This window comes from Budvicia aquatica DSM 5075 = ATCC 35567 (assembly GCF_000427805.1).
Classification (GTDB): Bacteria; Pseudomonadota; Gammaproteobacteria; order Enterobacterales; family Enterobacteriaceae; genus Budvicia; species Budvicia aquatica.
In genome coordinates this window covers 71,432-89,734 of the sequence record NZ_ATYS01000019.1, presented here as the reverse complement: position 1 = coordinate 89,734, position 18,303 = coordinate 71,432, and the positions used below count along the sequence as shown (strand labels likewise).

Genomic DNA, 18,303 nt, shown 5'->3' with positions numbered 1-18,303 from the left:
TGCGGAACTGATCCTAATCTAATTTAGATGCGAATTCGAATTTTAGGTACAACAACAAAATATTGATAGAGAATGGACCTTAAAAAGCCCATCAATCATGCCACCAACAGCCGATAAGTTAACATATTCTCAAAAATAAAAAGCCCCGCAATAATAATTGCAGGGCCTTACATCTATTCGGGCTCGAGAAAGTTATTCAGCTTCGATGCTGATAAACTTACGATTTTTCGGGCCTTTTACTTCAAATTTGACTTTACCGTCAATTAAAGCAAACAGAGTGTGATCGCGACCGCAACCTACGTTAGTACCAGCGTGGAATTTGGTACCACGTTGACGTACCAGAATGTTGCCAGCCAGGATTGATTCACCACCAAAACGCTTAACGCCTAAACGTTTCGCTTCAGAATCGCGGCCATTTCGTGTGGAACCGCCAGCCTTTTTATGTGCCATTTATCCGATCTCCTATACCTTAAGCGCTGATAGCAGTGATTTTAACATCAGTAAACCACTGACGGTGGCCCTGCTGCTTACGGTAATGTTTACGACGACGGAACTTAACGATTTTAATTTTATCGCCACGACCGTGCGCCACAATTTCTGCTTTAACTTTGCTGCCGTCAACGAATGGAACGCCAATTTTGACGTCTTCACCGTTAGCGATCATCATCACCTGGTCAAACTCAATTGTTTCACCCGTTGCGATGTCCAGCTTTTCCAAGCGAACTGTTTGACCTTCGCTTACTCGGTGTTGTTTACCACCACTTTGGAAAACCGCGTACATATAAACTCCGCATTTCCGCGCACCCGACTCAGTTAAATTTAATGTGTATAGAGTGCGCTATAAAATATTCACAATAGGGCGCGAATTCTACGCAAAAATCTAACCGTTGACAAGCGCATAATAGCTAAGAAGTAGAAGAAAATAATTAAGCACATTTAAGGGCGTTCCTCTATGCTCATTTTCAAGTACAATCCCCTAGCCTTGGCGTTCATTCTGACACGCTAGAGGATGGCCCCTAATATCAAAACGATAATATTATAATTGACGCTATGAACATTGAAAAAATCACGCAGTTAGCAGAAAAGGACATGGTAGCGGTCAACGCGGCAATATTGGCCCAATTAGATTCAGATGTAGTACTTATCAATCAATTGGGACATTACATTATCAGCGGTGGCGGGAAACGCATTCGGCCGATGATCGCAGTGCTTGCTGCCAGGGCTCTAAATTATCAAGGTGACGGGCATATTACGTCCGCAGCCTTAATTGAATTCATTCACACAGCAACCCTACTTCATGATGATGTGGTGGATGAATCCGATCTCCGTAGAGGAAAAGCCACGGCTAACGCCGCATTTGGCAATGCTGCCAGCGTATTAGTTGGCGACTTTATCTACACCCGTTCATTTCAGATGATGACCAGCTTGGGATCGTTAAAAATTCTCAAGCTGATGTCTTCAGCAACCAACGTGATTGCTGAAGGTGAGGTGATGCAGTTGATGAACTGTAACGATCCCGATATCACTGAAGAAAATTATATGCAGGTTATTTACAGTAAAACTGCCCGGCTTTTTGAAGCGGCGGCGCAGGCATCTGCAATTTTGGCAGACGCCACGCCAGAGCAAGAGAAAGCACTGCAGGATTATGGTCGCTATATTGGCACTGCCTTCCAACTGATTGATGACCTGTTGGACTACAGTGCTGACGGAGCTAAGCTCGGGAAAAATCTGGGTGACGATCTTAATGAAGGCAAACCAACACTGCCATTGCTACATGCGATGCATAACGGCACGCCAGAGAGATCCGCGCAGATTCGTGAAGCCATTGAGCAAGGTAACGGGCGACACCTGCTAGAGCCAGTATTAGAGACCATGCATCAGTGTGGCTCGCTAACCTATACCCAGCAAAGAGCCGAAGAAGAGGCCAATAAGGCTATTGAAGCACTAGCCTGCCTGCCAGACTCGCCGTATAAAGCGGCACTGGAAGGACTGGCTCGCATCTCGGTTCACAGAGACACCTAAACGATAATTCACAGATAACGGGCCGCCAGCGGCCCGTTATCTGTTTTATTTTTAACCCAACCTTTGACTAGGCTTCTGCCAGTTCCGCATCCGGTATGGCCGCTGGCGCACTGGTATTAATTTTTGCCATTAGTCCAATGACGCCACTACGAACAATCAGCGTAATGATTTGATCTCGTTCACTTGGGGTCAATTGATTATATGCAGTAACCCAGATAGTAAAGGGATCGTTACCATTAGCCATATATTGCGCACCATTCTCGTGTGCACGTAAAATATTCTTAGCTTTATCTGGAATACTATCGATGTGGTATTCGAGGGCTTTGCCTTGTATACCTAAACGCTTACGACTGGTCCAGTGTTCTCTGCGAGCTTTTTGATTAATTCCCTGAATGGTCGAAGGTAACCCGGCAATACCTGTCAGCTCATTTGTTGAAAACCATTCTTTTTTCATAAAATATGCTCCCTTTCTCCCACTAATCCAAATTATCAGGTCACTAATGATTTTCTTAAAAACAGATGAAATATTTTAATTAGCAGAGCATTCATCGTTTCTTTTGTAACCTGAGTATACAAACAAGTAACTTAATCATGTTAGCCATATAAATAAAAAAACGCCTAACTTAAATTATCATGACTGTATTAAAAGACAGGTTAACTCATTGTAAAAACATGCGTTAAAGGCAGCGCAGGTGGCCACAAGACACCAAAGTTAATAATAATAGAAAATATATAGATAACTCTATGAATCATAAATTGAATTTATATATAAAATTACCCCCATCAAAAAGAAAATTAATATAAACAAGTAACCTGATTAAGAAATTACAAAAAATAATCACATCAGAATAAACAACGCAATAGAAACGATAAAAACAAAATATCATCATAAGAAATAATGAATTACGATAAATACATTATTTCAATCATCGAGATTCATTTATTATCCATCAAATAAATCTGTTGAACTATATTAAGAAATTTGTTGATATAAATATTACAAATAACACTCAGTGTAAGTGTTGTAAAAAATAAACTAACGCGTATCTGTTAGTTGTTTCTATAACATCTGTGATTAATTCATACACTCAAGGAGTATATTCATGGTTTCAAGGAAAAGTGACTGGCATTCCGCTGATATTATTGCGGCATTACGTAAAAGGGGAACAACTTTAGCCGCCCTTTCACGCCAATCTGGTTTAAGTTCATCGACCTTAGCTAACGCTTTAGTAAGACCATGGCCCAAAGGTGAATGGCTTATTGCGAATGCACTAGAGACTCACCCGTCAGAAATCTGGCCTAGCCGTTATTTTGATCCTAAGAGCCGTAAGCTAGCCCCATATCGCCTGCCCAAAAATAAAACAGAGCCTTCTGACATGCCATAAGGCAGCATTAACTAAGTCAGTTTATGGTTGTCGATTAACATAAAAAAACCGCTAACAGTAAGGCTGGTAGCGGTCTTCTTAGCAGTAAGATTAATAATTAGCCTTGAATAAATTTCTCACCCAATTCAATGTCTTGATGTAAAACATCTAACATAGATTCAAGCGCTTTCTTCTCAAAGGCAGATAATGTACCAATATCTTTTTTCGACTCTATTCCATTCTTACCTAGGATAAGAGGTTGAGCGAAGAAGCGGGCATATTGACCATCACCTTCAACGTAAGCACACTCAACAACATTGCTCTCACCCTTCATTGCCTTAATCAAAGACAATGCGAAACGGGCCGCAGCCTGCCCCATCGAAAGGGTCGCAGATCCACCACCAGCTTTAGCCTCAACCACTTCGGTACCCGCATTCTGGATACGCTTAGTCAGGCTTTCGATTTCACTATCTGTGAAGCTAACGCCCGGAATCTGTGACAGTAATGGTAAAATAGTCACGCCAGAATGGCCGCCGATAACAGGTACTTCAACCTCTGTTGGTGATTTGCCTTTCAGAGCAGCAACAAAGGTATTTGAGCGGATGATATCCAGCGTAGTGATTCCGAATAACTTATTCTTATCATATACGCCCGCTTTCTTCAGAACTTCAGCTGCAATTGCAACCGTTGTGTTAACCGGATTAGTAATAATGCCGATACATGCCTTAGGGCACACCTGAGCAACTTGTTCAATCAGGTTACGAACGATACCTGCATTAATGTTGAAAAGATCGGAGCGATCCATCCCCGGTTTACGGGCTACACCGGCAGAAATCAAAACAATATCAGCACCTTGTAGTGCAGGCTTTGCATCTTCACCACTAAAGCCTTTCACTTCAACTGCAGTGGGAATATGGCTCAAATCGACGGCTACACCAGGAGTAACTGGCGCGATATCATAAAGGGAGAGTTCAGAATTAGCGGGTAACTGTGTCTTAAGTAATAAAGCAAGGGCCTGACCAATTCCTCCTGCAGCCCCTAGTACTGTAACTTTCATTCATTACTCCTTTGTATTGCATTTAATGTGTTATTGGAATTCATGTGTCAAGCTTAGAGGATGAAAAGCGCGATAACAAACACTAACCCAGCAGATTGAGATATAACCCAAAAAATAACTAGTTAAATACATTAAGTTCACGACAATATATAAAGATTTTTGAGTCCGGCGCGATTTTTATTCATAATGAGTACATTGTTATCTAACTATCGGCGGTAAATGATGCGAAGCTCTACAAAGCAAGACGATCTGGTTAAGGCCTTTAAAGCACTATTAAAAGAAGAGAAACTCAGCTCTCAAGGTGAAATAGTACAAGCTTTACAAGATGAGGGTTTCGAGAACATCAATCAGTCAAAAATTTCCCGCATGCTAACTAAGTTTGGCGCAGTCCGAATTCGCAATGCCAAAATGGAGATGGTTTACTGCTTACCCAGCGAATTAGGCGTTCCGACCGCAACAAGCCCATTAAAGAACCTGATTTTAGATGTCGACTATAACGACGCTCTGGTGGTTATCCATACCAGTCCGGGTGCTGCACAGCTATTGGCACGCCTTCTCGACTCTATCGGTAAATCAGAAGGGATACTGGGTACAATTGCTGGCGATGACACCATATTTACTACCCCAGCCAGAGGCTTTAGCGTAGAGCAGCTTTATGAGGCCATTCTGGAGCTGTTTGAGCAAGAGCTTTAATTAATGGGTTGGTGCTATTAAATATAAAAGGCCTTCATCATGAAGGCCTTTTTAGTCCAAGCTTGCAGAGCTACTAAGCGTTAGATCAGCTCTTTTTCTTTTAGTCCGGCAAGCAACTTGTCGTGTATGCCACCAAACCCGCCGTTACTCATCACTAAAATATTGTCACCGGGCAAAGCCGTTTTTACTATCATATTCACCAGCGTATCTAAATCACCAGACCAGTGAGCCGGCTGAATACAGGCATCAACAACGTCTGAAATCTGCCACGGTAGATTTTCAGGCTGAAGTAAGAAAACCTCATCCGCGCGTCCAAACGCCGGAGCCAAATCATTTTTGCTTATACCCATCTTCATGGTATTGGAACGAGGCTCAAACACGGCGAGGATTCTGGCGGTACCACCAACTTTGCCTCTTAACGCGGTCAGCGTTGCCAGAATAGCCGTTGGATGGTGGGCAAAATCATCATAAACCGAGATATTATTGACTTCACCTCTCAGCTCTAAGCGGCGACGGGCATTAATAAACTCACCAAGCGCATCGCAGGCATCTTTTGGCAGAACGCCAACGTGCCGGGCAGCTGCAATAGCCATTAAGCCGTTATGCATATTATGTTCGCCTACCAGCGACCAATTAACCTCACCGACTACTTCACCGTTGAGCATAACCTGATAATGACTGGCTTCAGCATTCAGTTTTTGAGCATTCCACTGTTGCCCTTCACCGGAGAATTCAAGCTCACTCCAACAGCCCATATTTATGACCTGTTTCAAATTCAGATCGTTCTCAGGCAGGATAATTTTGCCTTTACCCGGCACCAAACGAACCAAATGATGGAACTGCTTCTGAATCGCAGGCAAATCATCAAAAATATCCGCATGGTCAAACTCTAAATTATTCAGCACCAGAGTGCGCGGGCAGTAATGGACAAATTTAGACCGTTTATCAAAAAACGCACTGTCATACTCATCGGCTTCAATAACAAAGAATGGGCTGTCGCCAAGGCAGGCTGACACATCGAAATTACCCGGAACGCCGCCAATGACAAACCCCGGCTTATAGCCACAGCTTTCGAGGATCCACGCCGCCATACCCGCCGTGGTTGTTTTACCATGCGTACCGGCAATCGCGATTACCCAACGGTCGCGCAGTACATTATCATGTAGCCACTGAGGACCAGAAACATAATGGATTCCTTGCTCTAATACCGCTTCAACACAAGGGTTCCCGCGCTTCATTGCATTACCAATAATCACCAGGTCGGGGGCAGGATCAAGCTGAGCAGGATCGTAACCCTGAATAAGCTCGATACCTTGATTCTCTAGCAATGTACTCATTGGAGGGTAAACATTAGCATCAGAGCCCGTTACCTGATGTCCTAAAGCACGAGCAAGCATCGCTATGCCGCCCATAAACGTGCCGCAAATACCAAGAATGTGAATGCGCATTGTATTTCCATTTTTCTGGTGTATCGAGTTAGCTCTCATTCTAACGCCTTGGGCGGTCTATAAGAAGAGGAATAACCTATCAATTTCTTTAACCTTTAGTTAAAATTTCCCCACACATACTGGCGGCATATGATTGCCACCATTCTTTCAGCCTATTCAGGAATCGTTCATGAAAACGTTAGGCGAATTTATCGTCGAGAAGCAACACGATTTTCCTCACGCCACCGGTGAGCTTACTTCGTTACTTTCAGCAATTAAACTAGGCGCTAAAATTATCCATCGTGATATCAACAAAGCAGGTCTGGTTGATATTCTTGGAACTAATGGCGTTTCAAATGTGCAGGGCGAGGCTCAGATGAAGCTTGACCTGTATGCGAACGAAAAACTTAAAGCAGCGCTGAAAGCGCGCGGCGAAGTCGCAGGGATAGCATCCGAAGAAGAAGACGATATTGTTATCTTCGAAGGAGAACGGGCTACAAATGCAAAATATGTGGTATTGATGGACCCACTTGATGGCTCATCAAACATTGACGTTAACGTTTCTGTTGGTACCATTTTTTCAATCTATCGCCGTATCACGCCTTTAGGCCAGCCAATCACTGAAGCTGACTTCCTACAGCCGGGTAACCGCCAGGTTGCTGCCGGGTATGTCGTTTATGGCTCATCAACCATGCTGGTTTATACTACCGGCTTTGGTGTGCATGCCTTTACTTATGACTCATCGATTGGCGTATTCTGCCTGTCCCATGAAAAAGTACGCTTCCCGGCCAAGGGGAATATGTACTCAATCAACGAAGGTAACTACATTAAGTTCCCGATGGGCGTGAAGAAGTACCTGAAGTATTGTCAGGAACAGGATGAAGCAACTAATCGCCCTTATACTTCACGCTATATTGGATCTTTAGTCGCCGACTTCCACCGCAATCTGTTAAAAGGCGGTATTTATCTGTACCCAAGTACTGCATCACATCCAAAAGGTAAGCTACGCTTACTGTATGAATGTAACCCAATGGCAATGTTAGCCGAGCAAGCGGGCGGGCGGGCCAGTGATGGATTCCGTCGCATTCTGGATATTCTGCCGGAAGAACTTCACCAGCGTATGCCGCTATTTATTGGTAGCGAAGATATGGTGAAAGATGCTGAACGCTTTATGCATAACTACCCCGATCAGGATAGCAACGAGTAATCATTTAAGCTTATCTCGTTAACGCTAAAAGTCATACCGGAGCAGAGATATCTGTTCCGGTAATTTTTTACCCCTGCACGCTCTTTTATATCACCGCAGGTTACAGATTGCTTACCGCCATACAAATTAGGTTAACTATTTATTCTGACATATCGCACCCTTTGATATTAAAGAGGCCTACATGCTGGAGCATTTGCAGATCGTCGACTTGGTTATTATCGGCATTGGATTAACTTTTGCCTATATCATTTTTGGCATTACCGGATTTGGCACCGCTCTGATAGCAAGCCCATTGCTGGCATTTTTTATTCCGGTAGACAAAATTGTTCCACTCTTGGCCCTGCTGGATTGCTCCGCAGCTATCGCCAACGTTGCTCGAGATCGAAAACAGGCCAACATGGGAGAAATTAAGCGACTCGTTCCCCTGATGATATTAGGTAGCCTGCTGGGCGCTGGCATCTTGTTATATACCAACCCTGATAAGCTACTCATATACTTGGCTATATTTGTTATTCTTTATGCCCTTTACTCCCTAAGCGGCTTTAAACCCGTAGCCGAATATTCTGCAAAGGCATCAGTACCATTTGGTTTTATTGGTGGTATTTTTAGTGCTCTCTTTGGCAGCGGCGGTTTCATTTATGCGATCTATTTGTCAGGACGAATTCCGGATAAAAATGGCATCAGAGTGACTCAAAGTACACTCATCGGCCTTAGTACCTTCACGCGTATTGTGATCTTCTTTATTGCCGGTGTTTATACCGACTGGTCATTCCTTTCAATGGCTCTGGTTCTGTTCCCGGCCATGATCATTGGCGTATTTATCGGACGACGCATAACGTTGGCACTGTCCAGGGAATCTTTCCTAAAGATCATCAATATCATTATTTTAATCTCCGGGCTGGCCTTATTGAGCCGAACATTTTTATAAGCCGCAGACAAAATCGTCGGTTGTTTACATTTTTGAAACCATTATAATCATTAGCGTTTACAACATTGAGGTCAGCAATGAATAACATCGTTCAAAAAGGCGTCGTGGTATTTATCGCTTTTTGCGCACTGTCAGGCGTAGGTGGCGTGATACTCGTCGGATTAATGATCTACTCCCGCGCAATATCCTGAATAGACGTATTATTGCTCTAAGGGCATCGCTGCCCAAGGGCGATCACGCCCAATACTTTCTACAAACAACTAAATAAAATTTTAGATATTCATCTGATTATGCAGCCTATCGTCAAAAATTGAGGATTCGTGCAGAGAGTCAGCTATAATATGCGCCAATTCTAATCCGACTTTATTTGAGAAAAAGGAAATAAAGATGAGCCTTAACTTGGTTCCGGCAGGCAAAGACCTTCCAGAAGACATTTACGTGGTAATTGAAATTCCGGCAAATGCCGATCCAATCAAATACGAAGTAGACAAAGACACCGGCGCCATTTTTGTTGACCGTTTTATGTCAACCGCCATGTTCTACCCATGTAACTACGGTTATATCAACCATACCCTGTCATTAGACGGTGACCCGGTTGACGTATTAGTGCCGACCCCTTATCCACTGGTTCCTGGTTCAGTTATTCGTTGCCGCCCGGTTGGCGTACTGAAAATGAGTGATGAAGCCGGTGAAGATGCTAAATTAGTCGCCGTACCGCACACTAAATTAAGCAAAGAATACGATCATATTAAAGATGTGACTGATTTACCTGAATTGCTGCGTGCACAGATTTCTCACTTCTTTGAGCACTACAAAGACTTAGAAAAAGGTAAGTGGGTTAAAGTTGAAGGTTGGGAAAACGCAGAAGCAGCAAAAGCTGAAATCGTTGCCTCTTTCGAACGCGCCAAAAACGTCAAGTAATCTATTTCTGCTGATCTTAACCGCGGTTAAGATAAAAAAAGAGCGCTATCAACGCGCTCTTTTTTATTTTTTATCATGACGATAGTACTGCAAGATTAATCTTCACGATGCACCCAATCGCCACTATCGATGCGCTTAAGCCCTTCGACAGAGTGCAAATACAGATACATCCAGGCGCTACCATACGGAGTCTGAACCAACTCGCGTTTATAGTCCCGTCTGTCATTTTTTAACTCATCCAGCTCAGCAAGAATAGACGAATCGATGCGATAAACTTCACAATCAATCTCTCCGTCACCTTTTATCACGGCCGGATAATGTCCTAAATCGTACAGTTCGTAGCCCGGAATGCGATAATCGCCGAGCCACTGGGCATTAGTCATCCAGTGACTGTTTCCCTGTTTGCGTCGTAAACTACCATAAACAATAATTCGCATAATCAAAACTCAAACTGATAAAGTAAATCCAATGCCTGATCAAGACCAGACACAGCTTCAAGATACAACCTTGGCATTAATCGATAACGTAATGTCAGCGTCGCCAGCGAATCAAAAATCCCTACGCCATACTTCACCTGTAAGTCAGGAGTAATATAGCCGCTAACGACAACAGCAGAACTATCACCAACACCTTCGGTATCTAATGATAGATTTTTCACACCAAAAGCATTACCGATTTGACCAACCAGTTTACCACTTTTGGCAACGCCTAATCCAATAAGCATTGAAGTCATCATATCACTGTCACCACCACGGCTGTCTAGCCCCTGACCTCTTAATAGATAAGAAAGCGCGGCTTGTTGTGACATCGCAGGGTCTGAAAAGATCTCGACGCGAGGTTCACTGGCTAATCCGGTCACCCTCACCCCGGCTGTTACCCCGTCAGCGGTTGAATCCGGGTTACGAATCGCCTCTAAGTTAAGCAGTGGTTGATCCGGCGGCCCGGCAAACTGAATGACCCCTTTCTGGATAACCAAATCCTGCCCATAGGCCCGGAACTGTCCGCTCGGAATATTAATCTGCCCGTTAAGCCCCAACCCTCGCCGATCCTGAATAACATTTAAGTCACCCTGCAGGCGCGCTTTTAATCCAAAGGCGCTGATCCTAACGTCATTACCGACATTAATTACCAGATGGCTGCTAATAGGGATTGCCGCCGTTCTCGGGGCAATTGGCTGTAAATTATGATCTAGCATCACCTCATCAGGTGAGACTCTGGTGGCAGTCTCCGGGACTTCCTGAACCGAAATTCGCGCCCATGGAATACCCACAGAACCATTCAAGCTAAGTAGCTGAGGCGTCGCTTCAAACACGATATCAGGCGAAACATCCAACATCACCGTTGGCGGCATTGCCACCCGTATACGGTCACCTTTGGCGGCAATAGAAGCTCGCCATGCATCAATTTGGCGCCAGTCAGCTTTGCCGCTCAGATTTAATGAGCCTTTCTCTGTTTGAATCTGTCCTGTCAGATCGGAACTGGTGCCATTAAAGTTTAGCGCTAAATTGCCCTGCTTAATGGTTAAAGGTATCCATTGGCTATTAATATGTAATTTATCTAAAGCCAGATGGCCTAAAATTCGTGGGTTCTGAGCCGTTCCGGCTAAACGCAGATTGGCATTCAATGCCCCCTCAGCACTTTCGCTCTCATTAAGAATCGGTCTAATCAAGGCTAGTGACAGGCCATCAATCACAACGTTACCCGACAGATTACGCTGCCCCTGCGGGTCGTTTACTTGAACGTTGCCGTTGAAGCTACCGTTATTGGCAATCTTCATCAACCAGTTCAGCTGTGCCCGATTGCCATTCATATTGGCATCAAGCCTGAGGGTCTCTAACGCAATGGGTAACGGTTGTCCCTCAATCATCTGCGTGACCGAAACGCCATTGCCATTCAACGTTACTCTGGCCTGAGGTAATGTACCGTCAGCTCTCCAACTCACATCGGCATTGCCGGTAAATACGCCGCTGACTTTGGTGTCGCTATCTAAGAGCTGATCGAGCATGACTAGGTCAAAACGGTTAAGAACAATACTGGCTTGTCCGCTTGGACCTGCTTCAATGGTTCTGGGCACACAAAGTTCAGCATTAGGATTACGCCAGCAGTGCGGACTGATGCTAATACTCTGCTGAGTATTGCGATAATCTAATGAAATATCACGGGTTAAGCGCCACTCACCGACCGGGGTATTAAAATGGGTATTATTGAGCGTTCCTCGCCAGCGTTCGGTTTGGCGGTCGAAACTCCCATTTAATGCCAGCTGGCCGGAAACCGGTTCACCGTCAATGTTGAGCTGAAGCTGATGTCGTTGTTCATTTCCTCTGGCCTCAAGGCTCAATAAGCGAACCAACAGCTCGCCCTGCTTTAATTCACTCACCTGTACATTCAGAGAACCGCCAATCTGGGCAGCCGACACAACATCACTTCTTAAGGTCACTCTGGCAATACTGAGTTCCTGCCAGCGCAAACCACTCGCGGTTAAATCAGCCAGTAGCTGAGGTGATTTCGCTGAACCTCTTAGCCTGACAGTTCCGTTAACTACACCATCTAAACCGGGCATCATACCGGCGAGTTTTGGCGCATTAATATTGGCATCAAGAGACCATTGGCTGGCTAAGTCGCCTCTAATATCAACCGTATTCGGCCCTAATCTTAGATTGAAGCCCGGAATAACCCACTGGCCGGAATCATTGCCCCTCGCGGAACCTCTTGCCAGCAGCGGGTTTTGTTTCACGTTACCGTTAAGATCAATTTCAGGGATATTAATCTGCCAGCTACCGCCATATAAACTACCGCGTGTGGTCACTTTGCCATTTAGCTGTGCCGGCCATTCAGGCCACTGTTTTGCCGTATTAATTCCGTCAATGGTCAGAACGGAGTTCCAACTAATAGCCTTGCTCCAGTCAACTACGCCATTAAGCTCCGCTTTGCCCTGAAGTGCACTTAAACGCAGGCGGGACAGCGTAAATTGTTCGATATTTCCTTTTCCGTCCACCAGCAGGCTGGCAGGGGGAATATCCGTGCCTTCAATGCTGGAACGTAGTGAAAGGGCATAATCAGTCGCCTTACCGTTCAGGCGTAAGCGGGTATCATTAAGCTGATAGTCACTTTTACCGCTCAGCGGCCACTGAACCTGTTTACTTTCAAGAGTGAGTAGTAGAGGTAGCCCTGCCGTTGCCAGCTCGGTCTCGGCATCCAATTGAGCGCTAACAGGCCCGGATAAATTAAGCCCCAACGTTAAGCGCCCTATAACTTCGCCGGCTAAAGACAACTTCACCTTTTCGCCTTTGAGCGGTTCCGTATTCACCATTCCGTTAACGGTGAGATTAACCGGCCAGTTATCACTTAATGAGGCATCACCGGTTAGTGCAACGACCCCCTCTGGCGCATTAACTTTCAAGGTATGAATTTGAATATGAGAGTCTTTGGTTTGGGCCTGCAGCTCTAAGCGATCTATCTGTATTTGTGAATCGGTAACCAGCCGTAAATCTTCACCGACTAAGCTTTGCAGCGTGATGTCTACCGGTAACTGGACGTCAGGTAATGAAGCCAATAATGGTTTATCAAACAGCGCTTGCAACATTTCACCCGTTGATTGCGGGTCCTGAGGTGCCGTTACCGTCACCGGTAAATCAGACTCTTCAGCCTTCGGTAATACCACCAAGAGCTGACGGATATTTGAGGGTAAAAGCGTAACTTCACGACCTTGCCAGTTAGCGCCACTGCGAAACTCATCCAACGTAATGGCCATTCCATCAACGGTGACATTGACATTATTCAGGCGCAGCAGACTGAGCGCTATAGGATAGGGTGTTCGTATATCAGTAACGGGTTCACTCTCGGTTACCGGTGCTTCTGAAGGCTCCATTTGGTCACTATCAACGCTGACATCAACGTCTCTGGCCGTGATTGCATTCACGCAGATTTTACCGTCTGTCAGACAGGTAAAATTCACCGAGAGATGAAATTCACCAACGCTTACCGCAACACCCGGTAAACCATACTTAATCTGAGATAAGGTGAAGTTACGTAATCCACCTTCAACATTGCCAATTTGCAGCCCCGGAACAAAACGCGGAACGTTTTTAATCACAAAATGCAGGCCAGTCTGAGTTCCGAGTAAACCGGCCAATGCTCCCACCAGCAGCACCACCAGTAATACCAAGCTAATGGCAATTCGCTTTATCCATTTCATACTCATAACTCCGGCCCTAATCCGATATAAAACTGCAGACCACGTTCATCTTTATCACCAATGGGTGCAGCAATATCTAATTTAATCGGGCCAATCGGTGAAGCCCAGCGAACGCCCATACCTGCACCTTTCTTGAAGGAATAGTCGTCTAATTTATTTACCGCATCACCACCATCCGCAAAAGCGGCGACCCACCATCTGCCACTGACGTTATATTGGTATTCCAGTGAGCCCGTGGCCATTTTCGATGCACCGGTTAATTTATTATCACTATCTCTGGGAGAAATAGATCTGAATTTATATCCGCGAATACTGCGGTCACCGCCGGCGAAAAAACGCAGCGAAGGCGGAACCTTAGAAAAATCACCGGTCTCGATCCATCCGACGTTCCCGCGCACAACAAAGCGATGCCTGTCGGCTAATGTCCGTATCCAAACGTTTTGGGCCTGAGCGGCAACAAAGTTCACATCGGAGCCCCAAGTGGTATCTGATACATCAACGGAGTAGCGCTGACTATCTCCCCAAATGGGCATCAGGCCGCCTCGCTGCCGGGTACGATTAAGACTCACGCCCGGATAGAGCAACATCGTGGTATTGGTGGTTAAACCTTGGGTAAAGTGGTCCAGACTCCAGCGCATATTAATCGCACGCTGCCAGCCGCTTGAGTTATCCCAGAAACGGGCAACGTTGACCGCGGTTGAGTCAGACTGAGTATCGTTGCGGTCTTCTCGTCTAAAGCCGGTTTGTAAGACGTAATATTGTTCCAGCGGGCTTTTTAATAAAGGAATTTTATAGCTGAAATCAATAGACTGCTCCGGCACGGAAAGATTGATACTAGATTGAAAGCTGTGCCCCTGAGAATTAACCCATGGCTTTCGCCAGTTCGCGGTGACTTTAGGACCAATATCGGTTGAAAAACCGCCACCGAGTTCGATAATATTCTGGCTTCTTGGCGACAAAACCCCTTCCAGCGGCAACATTTTATCGCCATAAACCCCGGTAAACTTTGGTGCAACAACCACCGAGTTAAACCACCCCGTCGACGAGAGACGGCGATTTAATTCAGAAAGCTCAGCGGAGCTGTAATAGTCGCCTTCTTTAAAAGGAATCAGGTTTTGTAAATACCGGTCGTCGATTTGGGAGTTAATAAATTCGACATAGCCAAATCGATAACGATCGCCACTGTCAAAATCAATATCCCAAAAGGCCTGAAGTTCACTGGCAGCTACGCCCAACTGGCTTTTAGTGATATCAGCATCAAAATAGCCCCGACGTATGGCTAATCCGGTTAATGAACTTTTAAAACTATCGTAAGTTCCGTGGTCCAAAATAGTGCCATCAGGCGGCACCCCGGTTTTAAGTAATTGGATATAGGCTTCATCCTCTCGGGCTTGCCCCTCAATATTAATTCGGGTTTCTTCTATTCTGACCGGGTCACCGGGTTCAACGATGGCCGTTAAGACTGGCTTCAATGCTAATGCGGGTTTAACAACTTCAAATCTTATTTCAGGATCGTAGTAACCTTTAGCCCGTAATCCTCGTCGAATTTCATCATCGACCCGTCGGGTAAAACGCGGAGTATTCGCGATTTCATCATCAGGTATGGTAGAAAGTAACGCACGAACGTTTTGCTCTAGATCGCCACTAAGTCCTTTAACGTCTAAACTTAAGTCTGCAGTTTTGGCTGATGAAACAGCCACAAACAGCAACAATAGTGGGGACATTCTGTATCGAGTTCGTGGCACGCAGACTCCTAAAATAATCTGTCTGATTTACGACAATAAGCAAGGTGAGTACGATCCGCTAATCGTATCCCTTGTTAATTCTTTGTATATTGTCGGCAAAGATGCCTTGATATACAACATACTTAGCCTTTTATCGACAACCGGATTTGGAGTTAATTCATGTTTCCCTTTGATAAAACTAATTTTATTACATCAGAACACGCTCTGCCGGGACGTTCAGAATCTATGCCGGTAGCAGCTGAACACCTTATTTTACATACCGCTATGACTAAAACCCCTGATAATATGTTAGTTGCTATTCTAGCAATGGGTTGTTTCTGGGGTGTCGAACGGCTGTTCTGGCAACAAAATGGGATCTATAGCACCGCGGTAGGTTACAGCGGTGGCATCACGCCCAATCCGACCTATCGAGAAGTCTGTTCAGGGCAAACCGGACACGCAGAAGTAGTTAAAATTGTTTTTGATCCGGCTCGGACCCACTACCAAACCTTACTTAGGCTATTCTGGGAAAACCACGATCCGGCACAGGGTATGCGTCAGGGGGGCGATATCGGTACTCAATATCGCTCAGCTATTTATACAACTACTGAGCAACAATACCAACTGGCGTTGGAAAGTAAGGCTGCGTTTGAGAGAGCCATGGCTGATGCCGGTGATAAACGCCTCATCACCACTGAAATCATCCCGGCCCTGCCCTTCTATTTTGCTGAAGATGAACATCAACAATATCTTGCCAAGCACCCGAATGGTTATTGTAATCTAGGCGGTATCGGTGTTTGCCTGCCGGCGGCGATCTAAAGGCAGATGACAAGATTTAACCAACTGCTATACTAACGCGTGTGGCGGACTAAAGCCGATAGGCAATATTAGTCCGCAACCCTTTTTCAGACATCCTGATTACTCAATACCAAATCCAATTTCCGACATAACTGCGGATAAATTATGTTAAACAGTCTATTACTGATTATTTTGTTGATCGCCGTGAGCGCGTTCTTCTCATTTGCCGAGATCTCATTAGCCGCTTCAAGAAAAATGAAGCTCAAGATGATGGCGGACGAAGGCAATATTAATGCTGAACGCGTGTTAAAATTACAAGAAACCCCCGGTATTTTCTTTACCGTAGTACAAATTGGGATTAATGCCGTGGCTATTTTAGGCGGTATCGTCGGTGATTCAGCCTTCTCGCCATTTTTAACCGATGTATTTAGCCGCTTTGTAGAACCTGCGCTGGCCGAACAGCTGGGCTTTATTGTCTCATTTACCCTGGTGACCAGCTTATTTATTCTATTCGCTGACTTAACCCCTAAGCGTATTGGCATGACGTCACCGGAAGTCGTCGCCGTTCGAATTATCTACCCGATGCGTTTTTGCATCACATTATTCCGCCCGTTAGTTTGGCTATTTAACGGTATGGCAACCTTAATTTGTCGTTTACTTAAGGTGCCGATGGTACGTAATGACAATATAACCTCTGATGATGTGTATGCGGTATTTGAAGCCGGTGCTCTGGCGGGTGTTTTACGCAAACAAGAACATGAACTGATTGAAAACGTATTTGAATTAGAATCCAGAACGGTGCCTTCATCAATGACGGCCCGCGAACACGTAGTCTATTTTGATCTCAATGAGCAGGAAGATCAGATTAAGGACAAAATTGCCAATTATCCTCACTCTAAATTCTTAGTGTGTAACGGCTCTATCGATCAGATTATTGGTTATGTCGATTCTAAAGACCTCCTGATTCGCGTATTGAGTAACCAAAGCCTGGCGCTAACGGTTAAAGGTGGTATCCACATCCATACCCCGCTGATCGTGCCTGACACATTAACCCTGTCTGAAACGCTTGAGAGTTTTAAGGTAGCCGGTGAAGATTTTGCCGTTATTCTTAATGAATACGCTCTGGTCGTGGGAATCATTACCCTGAAAGACGTAATGACCACGTTAATGGGTGATTTAATTGGTCCCGGCCAAGAAGAGCAAATTATTGCCCGCGATGAGAACTCGTGGCTGGTTGATGGCGCTACGCCGGTTGATGACGTCATGCGCGTTATGTCGATCGACGACTTCCCACAGTCTGATAACTATGAAACCATCGGCGGATTTATGATGTTTATGTTGCGCAAGATTCCAAAGCGCACAGACTCAGTAAAATATGCAGGATATAAATTCGAAGTAGTTGATATCGACAGCTATAAAATTGACCAACTGTTGGTAACCCGAATTGAGAATTTACCAGTACCGGTGGTGGTAGAAGAAGTCAAAGCATCAGACTAAATGCGGTCTGCTAAAACACAAAATGGCCATCTTTTACGATGGCCATTTTAGTCATTAGCAATGCTAACTTAAATGACTATTAGGCAAACTCCGCCCTTAACTCTCTGACTTCACGATTAACTTCAGCCATAACATGAAAGTGAAGTTTATCGCACACTTTTGGAAGCGAAATTTTTCCCATGTCGAACTCAAAAGAACCGATACCTTTGATATATAACTGACCACGGAATAGAGTCTTCACATATAAAGCAATCCGCTGTGGATTGTAATTAGGGAAGATTTTCATTTTACACCCTCCAACATTATTTTAGCCTAACGCCACTATAGCCTGGCCACAAAAATGACTGGTTAGTGGCGCGAGCTAACACACCTAGTTAACACTACAATCGAACCAGTACATAGCCTCTTTAATGTTATTTACATAATCGACCATGACGCTGCCCCGACGACGAACACCCTTAACTATAGGA

Annotated in this window: 17 protein-coding genes; 8 read left to right on the top strand and 9 right to left on the bottom strand. The window is 44.9% G+C overall.

The window, feature by feature from the left end; genetic code table 11:
- Window positions 1–192: 192 nt before the first annotated feature.
- Window positions 193–450 carry a 50S ribosomal protein L27 gene (gene rpmA, locus YWE_RS0109785; RefSeq protein WP_029094365.1) on the bottom strand — a complete coding sequence of 86 codons (258 nt, stop codon included), beginning with the start codon at window positions 448–450 and terminating at the stop codon, window positions 193–195.
- Between the two features lie 19 nt (window positions 451–469).
- Complete coding sequence (gene rplU / locus YWE_RS0109780) at window positions 470–781, bottom strand: 50S ribosomal protein L21 (RefSeq protein ID WP_029094364.1); 312 nt, start codon at window positions 779–781, stop codon at window positions 470–472.
- A gap of 269 nt (window positions 782–1,050) precedes the next feature.
- Between rplU and ispB the strand changes: the two genes are divergently transcribed.
- Complete coding sequence (gene ispB / locus YWE_RS0109775; RefSeq protein WP_029094363.1) at window positions 1,051–2,022, top strand: octaprenyl diphosphate synthase; 972 nt, start codon at window positions 1,051–1,053, stop codon at window positions 2,020–2,022.
- 67 nt (window positions 2,023–2,089) lie between these two features.
- Here the strand turns inward: ispB and YWE_RS0109770 are convergent, their stop codons facing one another.
- Window positions 2,090–2,476 carry a DNA-binding protein gene (locus YWE_RS0109770; protein WP_029094362.1) on the bottom strand — a complete coding sequence of 129 codons (387 nt, stop codon included), beginning with the start codon at window positions 2,474–2,476 and terminating at the stop codon, window positions 2,090–2,092.
- Between the two features lie 649 nt (window positions 2,477–3,125).
- Here YWE_RS0109770 and YWE_RS0109765 point away from each other — a divergent pair.
- On the top strand, window positions 3,126–3,407 hold the full coding sequence (locus YWE_RS0109765; RefSeq protein WP_029094361.1) for a helix-turn-helix domain-containing protein: 282 nt from the start codon (window positions 3,126–3,128) through the stop codon (window positions 3,405–3,407).
- 97 nt (window positions 3,408–3,504) lie between these two features.
- Here YWE_RS0109765 and mdh read toward each other — a convergent pair whose 3' ends face one another.
- Window positions 3,505–4,443 carry a malate dehydrogenase gene (mdh, locus tag YWE_RS0109760; RefSeq protein ID WP_029094360.1) on the bottom strand — a complete coding sequence of 313 codons (939 nt, stop codon included), beginning with the start codon at window positions 4,441–4,443 and terminating at the stop codon, window positions 3,505–3,507.
- A gap of 222 nt (window positions 4,444–4,665) precedes the next feature.
- On the opposite strand from mdh, the gene argR reads away from it, so the two are divergent.
- Entirely contained in the window at window positions 4,666–5,136 is a 471-nt protein-coding gene (gene argR, locus YWE_RS0109755; RefSeq protein ID WP_029094359.1) for a transcriptional regulator ArgR, read from the top strand.
- An 80-nt stretch (window positions 5,137–5,216) separates the two neighbouring features.
- Here the strand turns inward: argR and mpl are convergent, their stop codons facing one another.
- Window positions 5,217–6,584, bottom strand: a complete 1,368-nt coding sequence (mpl, locus tag YWE_RS0109750) for a UDP-N-acetylmuramate:L-alanyl-gamma-D-glutamyl-meso-diaminopimelate ligase (RefSeq protein WP_029094358.1) — start codon at window positions 6,582–6,584, stop codon at window positions 5,217–5,219.
- A gap of 169 nt (window positions 6,585–6,753) precedes the next feature.
- Between mpl and fbp the strand changes: the two genes are divergently transcribed.
- The 3 genes from fbp (at window position 6,754) to ppa (ending at window position 9,619) form a co-directional block, all read left to right on the top strand.
- Complete coding sequence (fbp, locus tag YWE_RS0109745) at window positions 6,754–7,770, top strand: class 1 fructose-bisphosphatase (protein WP_029094357.1); 1,017 nt, start codon at window positions 6,754–6,756, stop codon at window positions 7,768–7,770.
- A 181-nt stretch (window positions 7,771–7,951) separates the two neighbouring features.
- The gene (locus YWE_RS0109740; RefSeq protein ID WP_029094356.1) at window positions 7,952–8,698 is read left to right on the top strand and encodes a sulfite exporter TauE/SafE family protein; all 747 of its coding nucleotides are present in this window, start codon (window positions 7,952–7,954) and stop codon (window positions 8,696–8,698) included.
- A gap of 387 nt (window positions 8,699–9,085) precedes the next feature.
- Complete coding sequence (gene ppa / locus YWE_RS0109735) at window positions 9,086–9,619, top strand: inorganic diphosphatase (protein ID WP_029094355.1); 534 nt, start codon at window positions 9,086–9,088, stop codon at window positions 9,617–9,619.
- 95 nt (window positions 9,620–9,714) lie between these two features.
- Here the strand turns inward: ppa and YWE_RS0109730 are convergent, their stop codons facing one another.
- Genes YWE_RS0109730 through tamA form a run of 3 tightly spaced genes read right to left on the bottom strand, consistent with a single transcriptional unit; the run spans window position 9,715 to window position 15,538 of the window.
- Complete coding sequence (locus tag YWE_RS0109730) at window positions 9,715–10,056, bottom strand: gamma-glutamylcyclotransferase family protein (protein ID WP_036015632.1); 342 nt, start codon at window positions 10,054–10,056, stop codon at window positions 9,715–9,717.
- A gap of 2 nt (window positions 10,057–10,058) precedes the next feature.
- The gene (gene tamB, locus YWE_RS0109725) at window positions 10,059–13,814 is read right to left on the bottom strand and encodes an autotransporter assembly complex protein TamB (RefSeq protein ID WP_029094353.1); all 3,756 of its coding nucleotides are present in this window, start codon (window positions 13,812–13,814) and stop codon (window positions 10,059–10,061) included.
- Window positions 13,815–13,816: 2 nt separating this feature from the next.
- A complete protein-coding gene (tamA, locus tag YWE_RS0109720; RefSeq protein ID WP_036015629.1) occupies window positions 13,817–15,538 on the bottom strand; it encodes an autotransporter assembly complex protein TamA in 1,722 nt (573 codons plus the stop codon).
- Window positions 15,539–15,718: 180 nt separating this feature from the next.
- Between tamA and msrA the strand changes: the two genes are divergently transcribed.
- Together msrA and paeA are read left to right on the top strand one after the other, a co-directional pair.
- Complete coding sequence (gene msrA / locus YWE_RS0109715) at window positions 15,719–16,357, top strand: peptide-methionine (S)-S-oxide reductase MsrA (RefSeq protein WP_029094351.1); 639 nt, start codon at window positions 15,719–15,721, stop codon at window positions 16,355–16,357.
- Window positions 16,358–16,501: 144 nt separating this feature from the next.
- Window positions 16,502–17,833, top strand: coding sequence for a polyamine export protein PaeA (gene paeA / locus YWE_RS0109710; protein WP_029094350.1), 1,332 nt, complete (start codon window positions 16,502–16,504; stop codon window positions 17,831–17,833).
- Window positions 17,834–17,912: 79 nt separating this feature from the next.
- Here paeA and YWE_RS0109705 read toward each other — a convergent pair whose 3' ends face one another.
- Window positions 17,913–18,119 (bottom strand): DUF1107 domain-containing protein, encoded by a 207-nt coding sequence (locus YWE_RS0109705; RefSeq protein WP_029094349.1) that lies wholly within the window; start codon window positions 18,117–18,119, stop codon window positions 17,913–17,915.
- Between the last annotated feature and the right edge of the window lie 184 nt (window positions 18,120–18,303).